Raw genomic sequence first — 21,380 nt, 5'->3', positions numbered from 1 at the left:
TATCATTCAAATTGCTGATTCACTTTAAGAATTTGAGCATCTGATTTCTGATGTAAATGTAATTCTAATGCGCCATTGGGCGTTTTAACAATCAAAGGCGATACTGATAAAATAGTGCCGTTTTTTGTTTCATAATGAAACCCAAGGTTACTATAGGCACTTGATTCAAAAACTATTCTCGTTTGGTTGACGATACTAAAGGCCCCAGGATAAGGCGGTGACTGTGCGCGAATCCAATTATGGATTCTCTTTCTATGCCAATCCCAGTTTATCAATCCATCTTCTGGAGTTCTTTTTCCAAAATAAGTACCCTCCTCAACCTTCTGAGGTTTTGGTTTTAAATTGTTCTTACTAATGCTCTCTAAAACCGAGTTAAGCAAAACTGGATATGCCTTAGCGTATTTTTCCAAAATGGTTGTACCTGTATCATTTGGTTCAATTCTTATTCTATGTTGTTCAAGAATGTCTCCCGTATCACATCCCTCGTCAATAACGTGGGCCGTAATTCCAGTCCACTTCTCATCGTTTATTATGGCCCAAACATGTGGTGTTCTGCCCCTATACTTTGGTAATAGAGACCCATGTATGTTGAATGCACATTTTTTAGGTAAATTAATTAAGTCCGCTTCTATAAGAAATAAATAATTTACGGATATCAAAACGTCGATGTCGACATTTCGAATAAACTCTGAACAATTTCCACGTCTTGGGTTTCCTGTGTAGGTTCTTATGCCAGATTTTTCGCAAACGTTGATAATCTCAGAAGACCTTTTATCTGTCATAACAAAAATCAATTGGTGTGACCTTTGCAATTGGCTCAATGCAATTCTTCCCAAACCTCCACTAATCAAAAGCCCTAACCTCATTGCCCCGATAATTTTGAATATATAATAACATCCTTAAAACCACCATCAAAATAGCAGTGATCAATTAATCTTGCGTCCAAAAAATAATTACTCTTTTTTAAAGTTTCGTACAAATGTGGCCGCAAATCAAATGCATAAACAAAAATCTTATGAAGAAATAATTCTTTAAATGCCACTTCCTCAATCAAAGACAAAAAGATAGACCAGTTTTTGTGAAAACCGATTTTCTCCAAACTTGTATCCATTATAAATGAAATCTCTGCATGTTTATCTATCCAACTAATGTGAACTAGCCCACCATAACCAATACAAATATCATCTTTAAGAAACGAGAAAAGTATTTGATTAGGTTTTTCTTGTATAAACAGTTTAGCGACAACGAATTTAAAATACTTATCTTGATTTTCTTTGGTTAGTGGTTCAGATTGTCTTAAATGGTAAATCTGTTCATTTCGCCACTTCATGATATCAAACCTGTCTTCGTATCTAATCGGCACTAATGCAAAGTCTTCAAAGAAGATGCTACTTTTTTCTAGAAATGGGTATACTTTAGGAAATTTCATTCTGACTAAGCTGATATTTTAATTCAGCCAATTTCCAATCCATCTCTGTATCAATGTCCTGGACATGGAGTTCATCCAGTTCAATAAAAGTTGTGTTTGTTGGCATCAAGGTTTTCTGATTTAAAATGGCTTGGGGTTTAAAAAAATAGTATTGACCTGCGTCATGGTAGGTTACTTCTAAATCTTGGCTTCTTGATTTTTCAAATTCAGGATAAATATACTTTAAGTATGTTCCTCTTATCTTAAAGGCCCTCTGAACAGGAAATGAAAATCTCACAATCGGAATAACGGCCTGACTTTCGTCATTTAATTTTAAAAGAGCATTTTTTAAGCTGACGGAGGTCACAAAAGGGGCGCACGGGTAAAGACAACATACATGCTCAAAAAGCTTACCTTGTCTATTATAATTGTCTAAACTTTCTTTTATAACATCGAATGTAGTTGCAAAATCATCCGAATTCTCTTTGCTTCGTAAAAAAGGAACTTTTGCTCCATATTTGACAGCAATCGAAGCAATTTCTTTATCATCCGTTGAAACCATAACCTCATCGAACAGATTACTCATTAATGCAGCCTCAATAGAATATGCAATGATGGGCTTTCCCAAAAAGGACTTTATGTTTTTACGTGGAATTCTTTTACTTCCACCCCTCGCTGGTATGATACATAGGTTACTCATTACAAAAAATCAAGTACCTTTTCAATCACAAATTCTTGCTCTTCTTCATTCAAAGTAGGATACATAGGCAAACTTATACATCTTGAATAGTAAGCTTCTGCGTTTGACAAATCAGCGTCACTATAGCCAATTCGATCATAGTAGGGCAGCTTATGCACTGGAATGTAATGAATCTGCGCGAATATGTTGTACTGCCTTAAATAGTCATAGAGACCTTTTCGGTTTTCTACCTCAATTACAAATAGATGATGCGCATTGTAACGGTTTTGAGGAACTTTCTGGTATTTTATCTTTCCTTCAAAGGCCTTTTTATACCGCTCCGCAATTTCATTTCTTTTATGCACGCCAACTTGGTTTTTTCTCAATTGCGTTATGCCTAAGGCAGACTGAATATCCGTTAATCTGTAGTTGAATCCCAATTCTTGCATTTCATAAAACCATCCACCATGATTTTCTTCCATTTTCTCTTTGGTTATTCCATGGGTTCTCAACAAAGAAAGCTTATTGTAAATCTCTTCATTGTTAGTCGTAACCATTCCTCCTTCACCACAAGCTATATGTTTAACAGGGTGAAAAGAGAATACACATATATCTGAAAAGATTGAGTTACCACACATTTGCTCATTACCCGACGAATCTATAAAATACCCTCCAGGAGCATGACATGCATCTTCAATGATCCAAAGACCAAACTCATCCGCAAGTTCTCTAAATTCCTCCAAATTAACTGGTAATCCTGCGAAATCTACAGGAATTATTCCTTGAAAAAAACCCTTAGGCTTACTTTCCAAAAGCTTTCTTGTTTTATCTAAAGACAATAGATATGTATCAGGATCAATGTCCGCAAACCATACTTCCGCTCCTACATATCTGGCACAGTTAGCGGAAGCAGCAAAAGTTATTGGAGTAGTTATGATTCGGTCGCCTTTTTTAAGGCCCATGGAAAGTACCGCAAGGTGAAGCCCTGCAGTGGCATTGCTTACTGCAACCGCATATTTGGAGCCCACATATTCTGCAAATGCTCTCTCAAACTCTTGAACTTTTGGTCCTTGCGTTAAAAAATCCGCTTTTAAGGTGGAGACAACCGCTTCAATATCATCATCGGATATGTCCTGTCTTCCGTAAGGTATTGGATCCATCGGTTTCATCTATACAGAAAATGTTGGGTCTACATGGTTTTTTATTAGCTCTCTTAGAGTTTCCACACTTTCCCACACCTCATTGTTACCTGAGTTGTAGCTGAAACCTTTTGGCACTTTCTTGGCGTTGAATGATTTAATGAAGTCATCCATCTGCCAATTTGGAGTCGAAGGTAAAATAGCATAATACTTACCTAAATCGTAAGTATAAAATGAATCAGATGGAGTTATCATTTCCTCGTGGACCTTTTCACCTGGTCTTATTCCCACAATAGGTTTATCACAATCGGGCCCTATCGCCTGTGCAACGTCCATTATTCTATATGAAGGTATTTTTGGGACGAATAGTTCTCCTCCCCAAGCATGCTCCAAGGCATGCATGACCATTTCAACACCTCCTCGCAAGGAAATATTAAACCGTGTCATCTCAGGGTCTGTAATTGGCAAAATGCCATCCGAATCTTTCCTTTTGATGAAGAAAGGTATCACCGAGCCATTAGACCCCATTACATTACCATATCTTACAACAGAGAACTTTATTGGATTATGCCCTTTAATGTTATTTGCTGCGATAAATAGTTTGTCCGAAGTAAGTTTCGTTGCTCCATATAAATTAATTGGAGCACAAGCTTTATCGGTAGACAAAGCAACTACTCGTTGGACATTTGTCTCAAAACAAGCATCCACAACGTTTTGTGCCCCACCTATATTCGTTTTGATACATTCTTCAGGATTGTATTCAGCCAAGTGCACATGTTTCATTGCTGCCGCATGTATGACAAAATCAACTCCTTTGAACGCCCTTATCAATCTATCTTTATCTCTTACGTCTCCTATAAAAAATCGAATTTGTGGGTATTTCTCTTGAGGATATTCCTGAGCCATTTGAAATTGCTTTTGCTCATCTCTAGAGAAAATAATTACTCTACGAACATCAGGGTGTTTTTCAAAAATATGTTGGGTTAAAGCTTTGCCCAGTGAACCCGTTCCACCAGTAATTAAAATTGATTTTCCTTCAAAAGTCATTCTGTTGTAGTTTTATTATAATCCTGCTTAAGTTTAATCCCCTTTTCTTTTTCTATTGTCCTTCAAACCCTTGCACATTTCAAAACATTGACAAAACTAGAATAAATATTCTGTTTATCTTGAATCAATATGATTGAAGTTTCTTTCCCGCATCAAAGTTGAATCCTTTTTTGAAAGAACTATTTCTTTTTTATTCAGCTTCCATTTTATATTCAAGTCAGGGCAATCAAAATGAAGTCCTCCCTCCGCTTTGTGGTTATAGTAATTATCACACTTGTACATTACTTTTGCCGTATCGCTCAACGTTAAAAACCCATGGGCGAAACCTCTAGGTACAAATAACTGTTTTTTGTTCTTGTCGCTCAACTCCATGGAGAAATGCCGCGCAAAGGTAGGAGAATCTTTACGAAAGTCAACTACAACGTCTTGGATTGCCCCTTCAAGAACTTGTATTAGCTTAGCTTGGGCGTGCTCCCCTTTTTGAAAATGGAGCCCTCTTAACACCCCTTGTTTGGAAAAAGATTGGTTATCCTGTACAAAATTTACTTCCCTGCCAATAGCTTCACAAAAATCCCTGTGGTTGTAGCTCTCAAAAAAATAGCCCCGCTCATCTTCAAAAATCTCGGGTTCCAAAATAAAACACCCCTTCAGCTTTGTCTCAGTCGCTTTTATCATGCTCCTTTGTTCAATACACCCAACAATCTTTCACCATAACCGCTCTTCATCAGGGGCTCGGCCAAATCTTTCAGTTGCTTTTCAGTGATATATCCCATTTCATAGGCGGCCACCTCAATAGATCCTGTAATCAATCCTTGACGCTCTTCAATGACTTCCACAAATTGAGATGCCTGCATCAAAGCCTGAAATGTTCCTGTATCCAGCCAAGCTGTGCCCCTATCCAATATGCTTACGTTGAGCTTACCTCTTTTTAAATATTCTCTGTTCACATCGGTAATCTCCAATTCGCCTCGTGTGCTTGGTTTGATTTTTTTGGCTATGGAGATAACTTCATTGTCATAAAAATAAATCCCTGGCACTACATAATTGGATTTGGGTTCCTTTGGCTTTTCTTCAATACTAATGGCTTTTCCTGCTTCATCAAACTCTACCACACCATATCGCTGTGGGTCGTTGACCCTGTACGCATAAATGATTCCTCCGTCGGGGTCATTATTTGCTTGCAACAGTTTGGACAAGCCTGCACCGTAAAAAATATTGTCCCCCAAAATAAGGGCTACCTTGTCCTTTCCAATAAAGTCTTCCCCTATGATGAAGGCTTCCGCCAATCCGTTGGGAGATTCTTGCACCGCATAGGAAAAGGAACAGCCGTACTTTTGTCCGTCACCCAACAGTTCTTGGAACAATGGGAGGTCCTTTGTTGTGGATATAATCATTATATCCTTGATGCCCGCATACATTAAGGTGGACAATGGGTAATAAATCATTGGCTTGTCGTAAATAGGCATCAACTGCTTGCTCACCGAAAGGGTAAGTGGGTGCAGCCTACTGCCGGTTCCTCCTGCCAAGATGATTCCCTTCATTGTGTTTTATGCTTGATATTGCCTTTTATAATATTCCAAATAGTCTCCCGAGGTAACATGATCCAGCCATTCCTGATTGTCAAAATACCAATCTATGGTCTTTTCAAGACCTTCCTCAAATGTTACGGATGGCTCCCACCCCAATTTTTGGTTTATTTTGGTGGCATCAATGGCGTACCTTAAATCGTGTCCCGGGCGATCCTTTACAAAGGTTATCAGTTTTTCTGAGAAGCCTTCTTGCCTTTTGAGTTTTTTATCCATCAATCGGCATAACAGTTTGGTCAAATCAATGTTCTTCCACTCGTTAAATCCCCCAATGTTGTAGGTCTCTCCCTTTTTTCCTCTATGGAATACCAAATCAATTGCCTTGGCATGGTCTTTTACATACAACCAATCACGGGTATAATTTCCATCACCATAAATGGGCAACGGCTTATTTTGTATGATATTGTTAATGAACAAAGGAATCAATTTTTCTGGAAATTGATTGGGACCGTAGTTGTTGGAACAATTGGAAATAACATACGGTAATCTATAGGTCGCTCCATAAGCTCGCACAAAATGGTCGGAGCCTGCTTTTGAGGCGGAGTAAGGCGAGTTTGGATCATACGCTGTGCTTTCGGTGAAAAATCCCTCTTTGCCCAAGCTGCCATACACCTCATCGGTGCTTATGTGATAAAACAAGAAATCTGGATTGTCCTTCGCCATTTGTAATGAGGCATTCAATAAATTGACGGTACCCAAAATATTGGTCCGCACAAAAGATACTGGGTCCGAAATGGAACGGTCCACATGGGATTCTGCGGCCAGATGGATTACACCGTCAAATTTATGTTTAGAGAAAAGTTCATTGATAAAATCGGAATGGGCGATGTCCCCTTTAACAAATGAGTAGTTCGGGGCTTCCTCAACATCTTTTAAATTTTCCAGGTTTCCCGCATAGGTCAGCGCATCCAGATTAATGATGTTGTAGTGATCATAATACTTGGTCACGAACCGTCGAACTACATGGGAACCGATAAACCCGGCTCCACCAGTGATTAAAATATTTTTTGGAATACCCTTGTCCATGTAAGCTCCTTTATAACCCTATGTGCCTGTTTCCTAAAAAAGAAAACTCTTTGTTAATCATGAAAGAACACTATTCCTTGGCCGCTTTGCAAAAGTACGATAATTCGTGTCCAAAACAAGCTTGACCTTGCCCGTTAGCGCGTTTTCATCCAGTATTTGCTTGGCAAATTCATACCACGTCATTGGTTTCCCATCTGTAAAATGATATATTCCGAAGGGCTTTTTTTCCAACACGATTTCATTTAAAATAAATTTTGCCAATGCCTCCGCGTCGGTCGGACAACCCGTCTGGGCATCTGTAATGTACAAATCTTCTCCCGCCAGCGCTTTTTTCAAAATTGTACGATAGAAATTATGACCGTATTTTTTGCTGTACAGCCAAGATGTTCGAATAATAAAATGGTTGGGTAAAATCTCTTGAATAAACTCCTCTCCCTTTAGTTTGGACCTACCATATTCGTTGATTGGGTTGGTTTTATCATCAACAGTATATGGGCCTTCTTTCTCCCCATCAAAAACATAATCAGTTGATATATGAATCAAAGTAGTTTTATAATCTTTACAAGCCTCGGCCAAATTTTTCACCCCTTCCGCATTGACCTCAAAAGCCTTTTCGGGGTACTTCTCTGCATCCTCTACATGGGTATATGCGGCGCAATTGATACAGAAATCATAGTTTTCTTTTGAGAAAAGTTTCTCCAGTTCTTTTGGTTTGGTGATGTCCAGTTTTTTGAGTGTTTTGAAATCAAAAGAAGCCTCTGGAAAATCATGGGCCAGTTCTTGAAATGTGAGGCCCAATTGACCCCCGGATCCTGTTACCAAGATTCGCCTCATTACATTTTCTTTTATTTTCCCAACCTTAAAAACTACTTAACGCTCTAAATACTGGTCTATTTTTGGTTATATGTTTTGAGGTACCTGTTCAACTCAAGTAAGGCCAAAACTCCAAAGACCAAGATCAACAACAATAGGGGAAGTTTAAACTTATAACTGTTCCAAATTCCCTTTAGTTCCACCCCTCTTGTGGGAAAATCACTTATTACATTGATAATCGTGGATTTATTGGCCCGTTCTTTGTTCAAGGCGACCAATCTCTCTTTGAGTACATCTTTTTCTTGTACCAACTCCAACTCCCTGCCTTGTGACTGTGAACTTTCCGCAAGATTAATGTTGGTTCCCTGCATAGGTTTGTCCGCCTCCTTGACCATTACTGTCTTGTACAGACTCTGTAGCGAATCAATCTCGGCAAGCTGGTTTTTGTAGATTTCTTCCTGAAGGTCCAAGTTCTCATCGTTGATTCTTTTCTGAAGCTTAAAGTATTGATTGACCGCAATCGAATTGATCATGGCCGGTTGCGCTTTTTTGGCCACCTTATTGTCCGTACTTATTACAGAGATTTGATGGAACCGAGCATCCATCGAATTGAAGTTTTCCAGATAATTTTCAAAGTCTATAGCTTTAACCGTTGTGGTGTCCAACTCCCGGATAAACTCATCAAAGAGTTTTATCTTCTGGTTCTCATCAGAGTACGAGTCGGTAAAAATTTCCTTAATACTGGCCGCTTCGTGCTCGGTAATGTTCAATGCCGTCGCCAGGGCTACGGAATCCTGCGCCTCTGCCAAATCATTATAAAAGGCTATATTGTTATACAGTTGTTGAACACTGTTAAAATTGGGCTCCACAACCATTCTGGAAATATACTTTTCCGGGGTCACTTTGTCCAAAATAAATCCTCCAACCCCTCCAATGATAAGGGCTGCCCCTAAGACGATGATGTTTTTCTGTACAAAAATGAGGAACAGCATTGCCAAGTGGAAAATTCCCTTAAAAATGCCACCGATGAAATTGAAGAACTTCTGAAAACCCCTCCCGATCATCTGGAACAATTGTCCCAAATCTATTTCATCTGAATTATTCTGATTTACTGGTTGGTCTGCCATTTCCTATGAATTGAATATTTGTTTTAAAATCCTGTCCGTAATTAAATATGTGGGCTTGACCCCTGTTGTTCCCAGTCCACCAGAAGCCAAGGTGCTTCCAGTTTCCAAAGGATTGTCCGATGCATAATAGGCGTAACGTACCTTAACATCCTTTTTTATGCTTTTTCGTATTTGGGATGCCGATTGAATCGCTTTTTGATAGTGGACCCCCTCCATTTCCAAACCTATCACGTTCCATGTGGATTCATGGAAAAATTGGAGGATGTCCCTATTCTGCAAGGATGTCCCCAAAACGGTAACCATGGTGCCTTCCATTACTTTTAGGCCATGACCCTCAAAATCCGAGCCGTTAAGCTCGTTTTTAAAGGGGTAATTGTCAGCCGTTCCTTCAAAAATATGTGCCGAGGGAATCATTAAATCGCCTTTACCGCCTTCCAAAATACCAGCCTTTCCCATTATGGAAACCGAATCAACATTCAGGAAAATCTTTTCATCATCTTCTTCCATGGGCTTTAAAAGTTCATCTATGGTTTCATAGGCTTGTTCCCCAAAGGCATAGTCCATCACAAATATAACGGGTTTTTCTTCCTCCGAAATATCCTCTGGCAACTTATAGCAGCAACTCTGCTTTCCGAACTTGGCCGTATCAAAGATTTGAACGTCAATGTTTGCTCCCGATTCGTCGTCCAAGAAGATCATGCCGTTCTTTTCGGCAAGATCTTTTACTTTTTTATTGAGGTTTTTATGCTTCTCGGAGCCCAATGCCTCATAAATATCCAAGGATTCGTTATCTGGAAATTCTTGTGTCAATGCCTTTTTGGCAAAAAGCGAGTTCATAACACTGTGCATGTTGGCACTGATGATATGCAGCGGCCTATCCAATAAGTTGTGCTTTTGTAAGGTGCGCTTGATTTTATCGGCCCACTTTTCCCCATGGATGTGGTGCCCCAAACGCTCCCGCAACAAAGGGCTGAAGGTAATCGTCCTTTTATTGCCCGTAGTCTCTTCTTCAATGGCGAGTTTTCCCAACCAATACATCACATTTAAGAAACGATCGGGATCCTTCGCGGTCTTTAATTTGTTTTGGATATCGACCACCTCATCAAAGGTCCTGCCCAAAATATTGGCGCAATGGATCAGGGCCACCTCCCGTTGATCATTATCCTTTTCCTCGCTCAGCACAAATTCGGTAAGCTTGTCCCAATCTCGGATGGTGGCATTGCCATCATCCACCAGTACCCTTTTGGAAATTTTGCCCGATTCCACGAACAAAAAGGTAAGGTGGGTCAAAATATCATAGATATCGCTTCTGCCGCGTGTGATCTCGATGTTCATCTGCTCATCGTCTATGCGGTAGCAGTTTCTTCGCCTTTTGGGCGGTACAATGGGTTTTAAGTGTGATTTGGCAAAGCCTTCATCGGAAGTCAGATTGATGAAACGGCACTCCTCAATGCCTTCAGGCAAGCGTTCCAGGACATAGATCAGTCCGTTGAGTTCCGCCTTGTCCTCCGCAATGGTGCCGTAAATTTCGGGCCTGAGCAACAAAAGTGCATTTCGAAGTGCGTTGCCCGAAACGCCCGATGGTTTGTAAAACCCACGGTTGAGCAAATGGCGCATAGTGATGTACAAACGCTCGATCGCGTTGGTGGACTCCTGTGCCCTGGTTGTCTGTTTTACTTCTGTTGCCATCATAACTTCTGGCAAAATAAGTGATTTCCTATAAAAATTAAACAGTTCTGGGTCAACTAATTTTAAAGGGATGCAATCCATCGGCCACTTTACGGTCGTTGGCAAGGCGCTGCACCTTGTTCTGTCCGCCCAATTTACCTATGGATTTCATATAGTCTTGAAACCCATTTGGTTTGATGCTGCTGATCTTTAGGGGTTGAAGGATGTGCCCCTCGATCAGATCAAAATAGTAGCTGTTCTGCTTTTTCATGCTTTCTTCGATGATCTCGGAAAACCTTGCCCGATCTGATGGTTCCCTCTGAAATTCGATAAACCATTCGTGATAGGGAAGTTCTCCCGCTTTCGGGTTGGTCTGGGGTGCTACGGTAAATTCGTTTACCACCGCATCCGTTTGTTTTACGGCCAATTGCAGTGCCTCTTCAACTTCTTTTGCAATTACGTGTTCCCCGAAAGCGGAAATAAAGTGCTTGATTCTCCCCGACACCACAATTTTGTATGGGGCTTTGGAAACAAACCGAACGGTATCGCCTAGATCATAGCCCCACAGTCCCGCATTAGTGGAGATTACCATCGCATAATCCACATCCAATTCCACATCCGCTATGGTCAATCGTTTGGGGTTTTCATCAAAAAATTCATCTGCCTTTACAAACTCATAAAAGATTCCTGCATCCAAAAGCAGCAACATTCCCTTTTGCTCTTGGGAATTTTGATAGGCGAAAAAGCCTTCACTCGCGGGAAAAAGCTCGATACTGTCCACTTTTCTTCCGATCAGGTCCTCGAACTTGGCCCGGTATGGTTCGTAGTTGACCCCGCCATAAATGAACAATTGGAACCCTTTGAAGAGATCGCCCACCTTTTTGCCCGTCCTGGCGTTGAGCCTTTCAAAATACATCTGCACCCAAGAGGGTATTCCCGCAATAACGGTCATGTTCTCCCTTTCGGTCTCCTCGACGATTTTGTCCACCTTGGTCTCCCAATCCTCAATGCAATTGGTCTCCCAGCTTGGCAACCGGTTTTTTTGGAGATAGTTGGGCACATAATGGGCGGATATTCCGGAGAGCCTGCCTAATTTAATGCCGTTCTTTTCTTCCAAAACGGGGCTGCCCTGTAAAAAAATCATTTTTCCATCCACAAAATCGGCCTTTCCGGTTTCGTGGATGTAGTTGAGGATGGCATTCCTTGAGGCCTCGACCTGGTTTTTTATGGATGGTTTGGTAATGGGGATATACTTCGCTCCCGAAGTGGTGCCCGAGGTTTTGGCAAAATAAATGGGTTTTCCCGGCCAGAGCACATCACTCTTGCCATCAATGATTTGTTGGATATATCCTTTTAGTTCCTCATAATCCCGAATGGGAACCCTTTCCACAAAATCCTGATGGGAACGGATCGAATTAAACTGATGGTCCTTGCCAAAAACGGTATCCTTGGCTTGGGCGACCAGTTGGTCAAACACCTTTTGTTGGGTTTTTACGGGCCGGTTTACCCATTTATCGGTTTTTTTGGCTATCCGATTCGCAAATATTTTTGCTGCAAACGCTTTTAGGGACATTTAGTTGAAATCAATATAGTTTTGTGGATCAACAGGCTTTCCTTTTCTCCAAAGCTCAAAATGCAAGTGGGGCCCTGTTGTGAGCTCTCCCGTATTTCCAATGGATGCGATTACTTCCCCGGCCCTTACCAAATCGCCTTGGGATTTGCTCAGGGAACCATTGTGTTTATATACGGAGGTTATTCCCTCTTGATGCTCGATAATGATTACATATCCTGTTTCCGTGGTCCATTCGGCAAATAAAACCGTGCCATCTGCAATGGATTTTACCGGTGTTTCCCTTGGAGCGACCAAATCAACGGCATAGTGTTTGGATTTTTGGTCAAATCCTTGTGAAACAGTCCCGTTGACGGGCGAAAAGAACAGGGTTCCCAAGTTCTCCACATCCCTTTCAAAAAGGTTGTACTTGTCTTCCAGTTCCACTTCTTCCCTCAATAAAAGGTCCTGCTTGATCGGGCTAAGGTCCACTGAGGCCGGATCCAATTTATACTGGTCAAACAAGGAATCGCGATTTACTTGATTGTTCTCGATATCCCCCCGTAGCACCTTTCTCACATTGTCCAAATACCGGTTGGTATAATTAAGGACGGTAACCAATGAGTCCGTTTTATAGGTAAGCTCGGTGGCCTGTCGTTTTAACTTTGTGGAAGAATAGCCCGGAATATATTCCCTTAGCGGGGTAAAGGCTATGATCAAGGTGGTGACCCCTATCAAAACGATAATAAACAAAGTTCCGGTAACAAAAACGTTAAGCCTGTTGAGCTTAAAGGATATCTTTTCCTCAAAGGTGCTTTCGTTAAGAATTACCAAGCGATACTTGTGCAGCAGCTTGCGCTTTATCTCTTTTCTTTTCTTTTTGTCCTTTGCCATGGTGAACAAAGATAGGCTTAGATTTTAATATGCGTGTTAAGCTTTTTTAAAAAGCTGACGGGGATAAGTTCCTAAAAATCATTTTCAAATGCTAATTTTCGTTAATCGAATGTGCTCTTCAACATCTTTTTAGTACTTTTACATTTCTAATTAAAGCATTTGAAGATATGATTGCTCAAACTATATTTCTTGGTATGTTAGGTCCCTGGCAGATTGTTTTGATCGTTGCCGTGGTAGTTTTGCTTTTTGGAGGTAGAAAGATTCCAGAACTTATGAAGGGCCTTGGAAGCGGAATCAAAGAATTCAAAAACGCTACCAAGGATGACGAAAAACTGGAAGGTGAAACAAACGAGTCGAAATCCTAAATTGATTCTTGTGGTCTGGAATGCACTGTGTTTTTAATGGTTTTTCAACCATCGACAACATCTTTTCAGCATTCAACGCCACATATTACCCCTTTCACAACAAAAAATTACCACCCCACTTACCATATTCTATTTTAGCGGTTGAAAATAAACTGTTAAGCCCCCTATGCTTAACCTCCAAATGAACCCGATCGTTCATTTGTGCAGATGGAGTGGTAATGAAAAGACTTATCTCACTTTTATTCTTCCTATGCCCTTTTGGGATATTTTCCCAAGAATTTGCCTTGTCCCATATTGATGGGACCTCCTCCTCTTTCCATAGGTTTGCCCCTTCACAAAGCAGCGGCTCCATTTTAGTAAACCATCAAGGTGGTCTGGGCCAAAAAAAACCGGTCGGGTATCCGGGTGAAAAAGCAAAGACCGAAAAACTTATTGCCAAAGGCAACGATTACTTTGATAAAATGTGGTATGCCGGAGCAGCCCGCGTTTTCGACATTGTTCTTGAAAAAACAGAAGCGGGGCACACCCCGGCTTTGCTGTCAAAGGCAGGTGATTCACATTACTACACGGGAAATCTTGAAAAGGCTTACGAATGGTACCACGAGCTTTACGGGCAACATCAAGAGGAAATGCATGGGGATACCTATTTGAAATATGCCCAAAGCTCAAAGGGGGCAGGAAAGTATCGCAGGGCCGCAACCTTGACAAAGATCTTGCGGCAAAAAAGGGACGAGCCCTTAAATGAGCTCAATACAATAGACCCTCGTACATGGGAAGGCAGTTACACTGTTACAATCAAGAATCTGGGCATTAACTCCCGGTATTCTGATTTTTCCCCCATGTTCCACAACGGTTCCGATATTGTCTATGCCTCTGCAAAGGACACCTTGTTTTTGACAAGTCGCCGTTACCGTCGTACCAATCAACCTTTCCTCGACCTTTACATTGCAAAAAGCAAGAACAAGGAAGGGGACCTTACCTCCCCACAAAAATTCTCCAAAAAAATAAACACCAAATATCATGAGGCCTCCATGGCATTTTCTCCTGACCAAAAAACCATTTATTTTACAAGGAACAACTATGGCAAACGTTTAAAAATGGGAAAAAACGGTATAAATCACCTAAAAATATATCGTTCCCGATTTACCAATGGTGCATGGGGCAAGGCAGAAGAGCTTCCCTTTAATGGCGAAGATTATTCTACGGGCCACCCGACCATTAGTCCAGATGGCACAAAAATGTATTTTGTATCCGATAGGCCAGGTGGTTTTGGTGAAACAGATATTTATGTGGTTGATATTATCGAAAACGGGGGCTTTTCCAAGCCAAAAAACCTTGGAAGGACCATCAACACCAAAGACAAGGAAATGTTCCCTTATGTCGCCGATAACGCCCTTTATTTTTCTTCCAACAGGCCCATGGGCTTCGGCGGTTTGGATGTCTACAGATCTGATGGGGCAAATGGGGGGTTCGGCATAGGGGTCAACCTGGGCAAACCCATCAACAGTAACAAAGATGATTTCTCCTATATTGTCGATGCCACGGGAGAGCGGGGCTATTTTGCATCCAATCGCAAAGGGGGCAAAGGGGATGACGATATTTACTCCTTTAAATACACGCTCAACCTAAATGCCATTGTCGGCACCGTTGAAAACGGGTTGACAGGTGAAGTTGTGGACAAAGCCAATATATCCTTGTACAGCGACGAAGGCAAGTTGATAAATGAGGCCGTCTCGGACACAGCCGGCAACTATTTGTTCAAAAACCTTGGTTCAACAACAAACTATACCGTGGTGGCCAAGAAAAAGGGGTTCGTTAGCGACAGTCTACCCGTGGAAACCAAGGAAAACGAAAACATATCGATAACCCAATACCTAAAGCAACTTGTTGGGGAAAAACCAATTGTTGACCTGTTTGAGCCCAGCGATGTGTACTTTGATTTTGATAGTTTTAAGATCAGCCCGCGTTCCGCTCAAGAATTGGACAAGCTGGTCAACGCATTAAAAGAGAACGAAAGCCTGTCCTTAAAAATCGCATCCCATACCGATGCCATTGGTCCAGAAGCCTACAACAAATATCTGTCCGACAAGCGCGCCAAATCTACCCGTGATTACCTTGTTTCCCAAGGAATCGACCCTTCAAGGATCATTAGTGCCATTGGTTATGGCGAAGAACGTTTGTTGAACGATTGTTCCAACGGCACACCCTGTGCCCCGGACCAACACCGTTTAAACCGAAGGTCTGAATTTATTCTGGTTTCCGGATAAACGGGCCCAAAACGTTTTGATCAACCCCTGATTTTTTCCTTTCCCCTTATCAAGTGCAGTTCGTCGATATTTCTGTCCTTCTGTCGGTTTGTGGCAATATGCAGTTTGTCGATCAAAATGCTATCCTTGCGGATTCTGGGCTTTGGCCCAAGACTTTTAACTTGTTTTTACCACCTTTTGTCCGTTTGTTTTCGATTCCCTTCCGCTAAATCAAACCTTTGGCCTGTCTTTAAACCTTAAATCATACTTTATGAAAAAACTATTACTTGTTAAAGAGATATATATTGAAGGGTTTCGCAACCTGGGACACTTTTTAATTGAAAAATATTTCAAAATATTCGCCTGGTTCAGTTTTATCCTGTTCTTTATAGTGCTTTATGCCTTTATTTACAGGTTATCCACAGGCTTTGCATTTGATTGACCCCTAAGCTTTTTAAGAACAAAAAAGGCCCGAACTATAAAAGTTCTGGCCTTTTTGCTTTGTGTAAAACCATGTTTTTCTAGTCAGCCGCAGGAGGAGTTGGCTCAAAGTCCACTGTTTTCAATATCGCCTCCAGCTCAAACATGTAATCCCTTTTGGCTTCTGAAGGGGCAAAGGTGAACCCCTCGATAATCATTTTGCGATTGTTTTCCTTATCGTTGATGATATAGGTTAAAAATGGGCCTGCCATCGGATATCCGTGGATTTCCCAAACTCCTTTTACCTCAGCTGCCTTTTTGCCTCCAATCTCAGCAGGAAACACATAGGGCGCAAAAGCTTTCTCCGTGATCATGTAGGTGTTCTCATAAGGCCCGGGAATATACTTTTTACCTATGGAATCCCTCATCTTCACAATGTCCTCAACAAAAGTGGAATCGTTGCTAAAGTAATCCCAGGGCATTTCGTAGGCAATGATGTTCATGGTGCCTTTCGGAATCTGAATGTCCATCCAAACAAAATTGTCCTCTCTCTTCCCGACCTTGTACAAGGATGGCACCTTTAAACGAATACCAAACGCTTCTTCCAATGCCCTGTCCTTGCTCAAGGAGCGTTCAAAACGCCTTTGCGCTTCGGCAATCTCATTTGCCTTGAATGCTTTTATGGCCCTATCGGCCAAGGAATCCAAGTTTTGGATCATCACCTCCTCGGTTGGTCCGGTAACCACGGCTACTTTCTGCGGTTTTGCGTATGCATTGTCCTTTATGTGCGCCAAAGAAGTTGAATCTTGCTCAACATATAGGATGGACCTGGAATGGGTGGTTGTGCCCTTAAAAACTTTCGGAGGCACCTGGGTAAGGGTAAATTTTGGCTCTATCTGTGGCAAGCCAATAATCTGCGCGGCAAATTCGTCCCTTATTTTTTCCCCAACGGGGCCTCTCCAAAGCTCGGTGTCCATAATGACCATCAAGGAGTTGATGCCCCCTGTGGAGGGTGGAAGAAATTTTTTCTTTGAACCTGAGTCTTTACAGGATCCCAATGCCAACAAAGCTGTGGCAATCAATAGTGTTCCTAATTTTTTCATCTTGTGTTAAATTTACGAAGAACAATCACACAATTTAAGTTTTGTGCCCGGTTTTAGGTTATTCCCACTAATACCGTTCCATTCTCGCAAATTCTCTATGGAAACTCCAGGATATTTTTTGGAAATCGTCCAAAGGGAATCCCCCGAGCGTACCGTATGGATTTTAGACCCGCTTACAACAGTTCCCGAAGGCTTCGGGCCATTGCTCTTTGAATCATTTTTGGCGATGTACGGCTTTCTTGGATAAATGGTCAAACGTTGGCCAATGCGAAGATTGTTGCTTCGCAATCCGTTCCATCTTTTAATTTGACTCACCCCGACGCCATAACGCTCCGCTATCTTGCCCAAATAATCTCCGCTCTTCACCCGATAACGAATCTGATCTTTGGCCGTAACCATATTCGGCAATGGCTTTTCCTGGGAGTCCAGTTCCTTCTTGACATAGGCATAGATTTCTTTTTCATTGGATACAAACTTGCCGATTTTGGATTTTGGCAAGCGCAACGCATAATCCTTTCCCTCAACTTTTGGTATGATGTTGAGTTTATATGCAGGATTCAACATTTCCAGTTCCTCCGTGCTAATGTCCACCAGCTTGGAGATTTGATCAAAGGTGATCAAGTTTTTTACATGAACGGTATCCGTTTCAAAATAGGGGCGCTCCGCTTTTTTGTATTGCAGCCCATGCTCCTCGGCATATTCAAAAATGTACATGGTGGCCAAGAAAGCTGGGAGATACCCTGCCGTTTCACGTGGAAGAAACCGTCTGATGTTCCAATAGTTCTCATATCCACCGGAACGGCGTATGGCCTTGTTTACATTTCCCGGGCCCGAGTTGTATGCTGCCAATGCCAAATCCCAGTCCCCAAAAATACCATAGAGCCTGGAAAGGTATTTGCTCGCGGCCTTGGTGGCCATTATAGGGTCGTGCCTTTCGTCCACATAGCTGCTTACGTCCAGTCCGTACATTTTGCCCGTACTGTACATAAACTGCCAAAGCCCCTTGGCGCCCACTCTGGATCTTGCCTTTGGATTAAGGGCGGATTCCACGATTGCCAAATATTTAATTTCCAAGGGGATGTTCTGGTTGTCGAGCTCTTGTTCGAACAGGGGAAAGTAAAATTGGGAGGCCGTAATCATGCGCTGCATCAAATCCCTTCTTCGTGTTAAAAAGGATTTGATCACACTCTCCAAGGATGGATTATAGGTAATCTTGAACGGTGTTTTTGCATCCAATCGGGCCAATCGGGCCTTTAAGGTATCCGTTGGCAAATCCACCACAACAATGGAATCGTGCTCTGGACCTTTCTGAATTTCCAACAACATATCGCTGAAGAGATCCGCATTGCTGTGCAACTCGTTCAACCAAAGGCTGTCATATCGCCAAGCTTCTTCCAAATCGCGCAGCTTAAATTTCCCGTCTTCGTGGGTTTCCAAGGCCATGAGTTGGCCATCAATCTTAATGTGGGATACTTGAACAGCCGGATTTTCATCCTTTTGAAGTGCTGTGGAATCCAACTCCGTTTTTATAGTGTCTATTTTTTGTTGCGCACTAACATAGGGGGCTGCGGACAGTACTGCCGCCAGAACAGCTATTTTCAATTTTTGGCTCATTTGGACAAGGTTTGATTTTTGGGGCAAACGAAAATGGCGTTTTTTTGTGAAACAATAAAACCCAAGAACAAAAATATCCCTCATTTTAACGTTTCCCCCAATAACCCACAACGTGAAACTTAGTCCAATATTGCAGCGATGCCAGGTAGCGTTTTCCCTTCCAGACTTTCCAGCATGGCCCCGCCCCCTGTGGATACGTAGCTAACTTTGTCCTCGAAACCGAATTGCTTCACCGCGGCAACCGAATCACCGCCACCAACAAGGGAAAAGGCTCCGCTTTGCGTGGCCTGATCAATATAGTTGCCCACGGCAATGGTTCCCTTGGCAAAGTTTTCCATTTCAAAAACACCTACGGGTCCGTTCCATAAGATTGTTTTGGAGGCCAAGATCACTTGCTTGAAGATCTCCAGTGTTTTTGGACCAGCGTCCAATCCTTGCCATCCATCAGGGATTTTGTCCACATCCACGAATTGGGTGTTGGCACCATTGTCAAAGTCGTCGGCAGCCAAAACGTCTACGGGCAGGTACACTTTCACGTTTTTGGCCTCGGCTTGTTTAAGAATCTCCAAAGCCAATTCCATTTTATCATCTTCGCAGATGGAATCCCCTACCTTGCCACCCTTTGCCTTCACAAAAGTGTAGGTCATGCCCCCGCCTATGATAAGGTTGTCGACCTTGTCCAATATGTTTTCGATAATCGTGATCTTGGAGGATACTTTCGCTCCTCCCAAAATGGCGGTAACCGGTCTTTCCCCAGTTTCCATCACTTTATCTATCGCTTTTATTTCCTTCGCCAGCAGATACCCGAAGCATTTGTTCCCGGGGAAGAATTTCGCTACAATGGTTGTTGATGCATGCGCGCGGTGGGCTGTTCCGAAAGCATCGTTCACATAGACATCCCCATGTTTGGACAATTCCTTTGCAAAAGCCTCGTCCCCTGCCTCTTCTTCGGCATGAAAACGAAGGTTTTCCAACAAAAGTACCTCCCCGCTTTGCAATCCAGCAACGGCTTCATCCGCTTTTTTTCCAACACAGTCTTCTGCAAATTTTACCTGTACCCCGATAATATCGGAAACGGTTTCGGTGATGTGGGAAAGTGACATGTCCGGGTTTGCTTTTCCTTTGGGTCTTCCCAAGTGGCTCATCAAAATTGGAGATCCACCATCTTCCAAAACTTTAAGAATGGTAGGTTTGGCAGCATCGATACGGCTGGTGTCAGTTACATTGAAATCGCCATCCAACGGCACGTTGAAATCTACCCTGATCAATACTTTTTTTCCCTTGAAATTAAAATCGTCTATCGTCTTCATGTAGTGTGGTCTTTTTTGAGAGTCCCAAATGTAAAGATTTCCTGCTTTTTCAATGGACAGACCGGCCCCATAATTTTAAAGTTTCTCAATTTTTAACCATTTTAATTTGATATGTTACGCTGACTCCTGCTTGCGAAAGGGTTCCTGGCGGGATCCCTTGTTGTTCGTTTTGGCCGATAACCATAGAAGGGTTTTCGGTCCAAGTGTGGCCTTAAAAGCCAAGGCATGGACAATGAAACCCCATGGAAGAATCAAAACATAAACCAATTCCGTTTTATAAGAGTCAAGTCGTATTTGACATGCATCCCTTGGAAGCTTTCCAATCAAAAGTAGGGTCAAACCATTTTCAATTGTTATATGGTAAAATGATTATTAACCCCAAAACCTCAAATTTTATGCAACTCTTTTTGAAAAATGTAGGACTTGCCATTGGAATAGCTGTGTTGGCTTTTTCTTGTAGCGATGACAATGGTAATGACAATGTAGAGAAAGAATCGTATAACACGACCTTTAAAATCACAGACGCCCCAGTGGACAACGCTGAAATTGAATCCGTTTTTGTTACGGTCTCCGATGTAAGGGTCAATGGCACATCGCTGGAGGGCTTCAACAAGACTACTTTTGATTTGGCCGCCCTTGTCAATGGTCAGACGAAAACCTTGGGCAACCTGCAATTGGAGGCTGGCGCTTATTCCGATCTTGAACTGGTACTGGACTATGAAACCGATATGGACGGAAATTCCCCGGGCTGTTACGTAGAAATGGCAGATGGTTCCAAGGACAAGATAGTATCCTCTGCGAGCAACATAGACATTGTGGATACTTTTGAGGTGTTTGCCTCGAATACCAATGAGGTCGTTATCGATTTTGATTTGCGAAAGACCATAAAGGAAAATCAAGGTACGTTGGAAACGGATTTTGATTTTGTGACGACGTCCGAACTCTCCGCAGGAATACGGGCCGTAAACAAAGAAACTACTGGAGAAATCGAAGGGACCGTAAACGATGCAGAAAACACTTCGGACAAAATTGTGGTCTATGCCTATGAAAAAGGCACCTATAATGCAGAAGTTGAAACTCAGGGGCAAGGAGAAAGCAATGTGCGCTTTGCCAATGCCATTACAAGTGCCGAGGCCAGTGGACTTAACAATTCCTTCAGTCTTAATTTTCTTTCGGCCGGGGAGTACGAATTGGTTTTTGTATCCTACACACAGGATGGCAATCAATTTTACTTTAACTCTACATTAGAGGTGGAATCGACCACTGGTCTCGACCTATCTGCTTTGCAGGTTACCTCCGCTTTACAGTTAAGCGCCAATGTAACAGTGATCGGAGCCACATCCTCTTAAACACTAGATCGATCTGTAGTGAAAAAGCCCCCGACCG

Annotated in this window: 20 protein-coding genes; 4 read left to right on the top strand and 16 right to left on the bottom strand. The window is 42.1% G+C overall.

Translation table 11 applies throughout. The features are described from left to right. Positions 1-2 precede the first annotated feature (2 nt). The 13 genes from VM932_RS00660 to VM932_RS00600 all read right to left on the bottom strand — a co-directional run bounded on the left by VM932_RS00660 (position 3) and on the right by VM932_RS00600 (position 12,936). Positions 3-866: a methionyl-tRNA formyltransferase gene (locus VM932_RS00660; RefSeq protein WP_326276649.1), complete on the bottom strand. Its 864-nt coding sequence runs from the start codon at positions 864-866 to the stop codon at positions 3-5. Next, positions 863-1,429, bottom strand: a complete 567-nt coding sequence (locus VM932_RS00655) for a GNAT family N-acetyltransferase (protein WP_326276648.1) — start codon at positions 1,427-1,429, stop codon at positions 863-865. The genes VM932_RS00660 and VM932_RS00655 overlap by 4 nt, the downstream gene beginning before the upstream one ends. Beyond that, positions 1,416-2,108 carry a pseudaminic acid cytidylyltransferase gene (pseF, locus tag VM932_RS00650; RefSeq protein WP_326276647.1) on the bottom strand — a complete coding sequence of 231 codons (693 nt, stop codon included), beginning with the start codon at positions 2,106-2,108 and terminating at the stop codon, positions 1,416-1,418. The genes VM932_RS00655 and pseF overlap by 14 nt, the downstream gene beginning before the upstream one ends. After that, positions 2,108-3,256 carry a UDP-4-amino-4,6-dideoxy-N-acetyl-beta-L-altrosamine transaminase gene (gene pseC, locus VM932_RS00645; RefSeq protein WP_326276646.1) on the bottom strand — a complete coding sequence of 383 codons (1,149 nt, stop codon included), beginning with the start codon at positions 3,254-3,256 and terminating at the stop codon, positions 2,108-2,110. Before pseC ends, pseF begins: the two co-directional genes overlap by 1 nt. After that, on the bottom strand, positions 3,257-4,273 hold the full coding sequence (pseB, locus tag VM932_RS00640; RefSeq protein ID WP_326276645.1) for a UDP-N-acetylglucosamine 4,6-dehydratase (inverting): 1,017 nt from the start codon (positions 4,271-4,273) through the stop codon (positions 3,257-3,259). A 114-nt stretch (positions 4,274-4,387) separates the two neighbouring features. After that, entirely contained in the window at positions 4,388-4,948 is a 561-nt protein-coding gene (gene rfbC, locus VM932_RS00635; protein WP_326276644.1) for a dTDP-4-dehydrorhamnose 3,5-epimerase, read from the bottom strand. Next, a complete protein-coding gene (rfbA, locus tag VM932_RS00630) occupies positions 4,945-5,814 on the bottom strand; it encodes a glucose-1-phosphate thymidylyltransferase RfbA (RefSeq protein ID WP_326276643.1) in 870 nt (289 codons plus the stop codon). The genes rfbC and rfbA overlap by 4 nt, the downstream gene beginning before the upstream one ends. 6 nt (positions 5,815-5,820) lie before the next feature. After that, positions 5,821-6,885 (bottom strand): dTDP-glucose 4,6-dehydratase, encoded by a 1,065-nt coding sequence (gene rfbB, locus VM932_RS00625; RefSeq protein WP_326276642.1) that lies wholly within the window; start codon positions 6,883-6,885, stop codon positions 5,821-5,823. Between the two features lie 57 nt (positions 6,886-6,942). Beyond that, positions 6,943-7,719, bottom strand: a complete 777-nt coding sequence (rfbD, locus tag VM932_RS00620) for a dTDP-4-dehydrorhamnose reductase (RefSeq protein ID WP_326276641.1) — start codon at positions 7,717-7,719, stop codon at positions 6,943-6,945. Between the two features lie 56 nt (positions 7,720-7,775). Further along, the gene (locus VM932_RS00615) at positions 7,776-8,825 is read right to left on the bottom strand and encodes a hypothetical protein (protein ID WP_326276640.1); all 1,050 of its coding nucleotides are present in this window, start codon (positions 8,823-8,825) and stop codon (positions 7,776-7,778) included. Between the two features lie 3 nt (positions 8,826-8,828). Beyond that, positions 8,829-10,517 (bottom strand): DUF6909 family protein, encoded by a 1,689-nt coding sequence (locus tag VM932_RS00610; RefSeq protein WP_326276639.1) that lies wholly within the window; start codon positions 10,515-10,517, stop codon positions 8,829-8,831. A gap of 49 nt (positions 10,518-10,566) precedes the next feature. Then, on the bottom strand, positions 10,567-12,066 hold the full coding sequence (locus VM932_RS00605; protein WP_326276638.1) for a GH3 auxin-responsive promoter family protein: 1,500 nt from the start codon (positions 12,064-12,066) through the stop codon (positions 10,567-10,569). Next, positions 12,067-12,936 (bottom strand): M23 family metallopeptidase, encoded by an 870-nt coding sequence (locus tag VM932_RS00600; RefSeq protein ID WP_326276637.1) that lies wholly within the window; start codon positions 12,934-12,936, stop codon positions 12,067-12,069. A 167-nt stretch (positions 12,937-13,103) separates the two neighbouring features. Between VM932_RS00600 and tatA the strand changes: the two genes are divergently transcribed. The 3 genes from tatA to VM932_RS00585 all read left to right on the top strand — a co-directional run bounded on the left by tatA (position 13,104) and on the right by VM932_RS00585 (position 15,989). After that, positions 13,104-13,301 carry a twin-arginine translocase TatA/TatE family subunit gene (gene tatA, locus VM932_RS00595; protein WP_326276636.1) on the top strand — a complete coding sequence of 66 codons (198 nt, stop codon included), beginning with the start codon at positions 13,104-13,106 and terminating at the stop codon, positions 13,299-13,301. Positions 13,302-13,519: 218 nt separating this feature from the next. Then, on the top strand, positions 13,520-15,568 hold the full coding sequence (locus tag VM932_RS00590; protein ID WP_326276635.1) for an OmpA family protein: 2,049 nt from the start codon (positions 13,520-13,522) through the stop codon (positions 15,566-15,568). Positions 15,569-15,818: 250 nt separating this feature from the next. After that, positions 15,819-15,989, top strand: coding sequence for a DUF6747 family protein (locus VM932_RS00585; RefSeq protein ID WP_326276634.1), 171 nt, complete (start codon positions 15,819-15,821; stop codon positions 15,987-15,989). A 79-nt stretch (positions 15,990-16,068) separates the two neighbouring features. Here VM932_RS00585 and VM932_RS00580 read toward each other — a convergent pair whose 3' ends face one another. The 3 genes from VM932_RS00580 to VM932_RS00570 form a co-directional block, all read right to left on the bottom strand. Then, entirely contained in the window at positions 16,069-17,070 is a 1,002-nt protein-coding gene (locus VM932_RS00580; protein WP_326276633.1) for a DUF4837 family protein, read from the bottom strand. 12 nt (positions 17,071-17,082) lie between these two features. Further along, complete coding sequence (locus tag VM932_RS00575; protein WP_326276632.1) at positions 17,083-18,684, bottom strand: LysM peptidoglycan-binding domain-containing protein; 1,602 nt, start codon at positions 18,682-18,684, stop codon at positions 17,083-17,085. A 119-nt stretch (positions 18,685-18,803) separates the two neighbouring features. Further along, positions 18,804-19,994 carry a phosphoglycerate kinase gene (locus tag VM932_RS00570; RefSeq protein ID WP_326276630.1) on the bottom strand — a complete coding sequence of 397 codons (1,191 nt, stop codon included), beginning with the start codon at positions 19,992-19,994 and terminating at the stop codon, positions 18,804-18,806. Between the two features lie 395 nt (positions 19,995-20,389). Here VM932_RS00570 and VM932_RS00565 point away from each other — a divergent pair, with 395 nt between their 5' ends. Then, the gene (locus VM932_RS00565) at positions 20,390-21,343 is read left to right on the top strand and encodes a DUF4382 domain-containing protein (protein ID WP_326276628.1); all 954 of its coding nucleotides are present in this window, start codon (positions 20,390-20,392) and stop codon (positions 21,341-21,343) included. Positions 21,344-21,380: the final 37 nt, after the last annotated feature.

The sequence above is a fragment of the Flagellimonas halotolerans genome (assembly GCF_035818535.1).
Classification (GTDB): domain Bacteria; phylum Bacteroidota; class Bacteroidia; order Flavobacteriales; family Flavobacteriaceae; genus Flagellimonas; species Flagellimonas halotolerans.
This window is presented reverse-complemented; position numbering and strand designations above follow the sequence as displayed.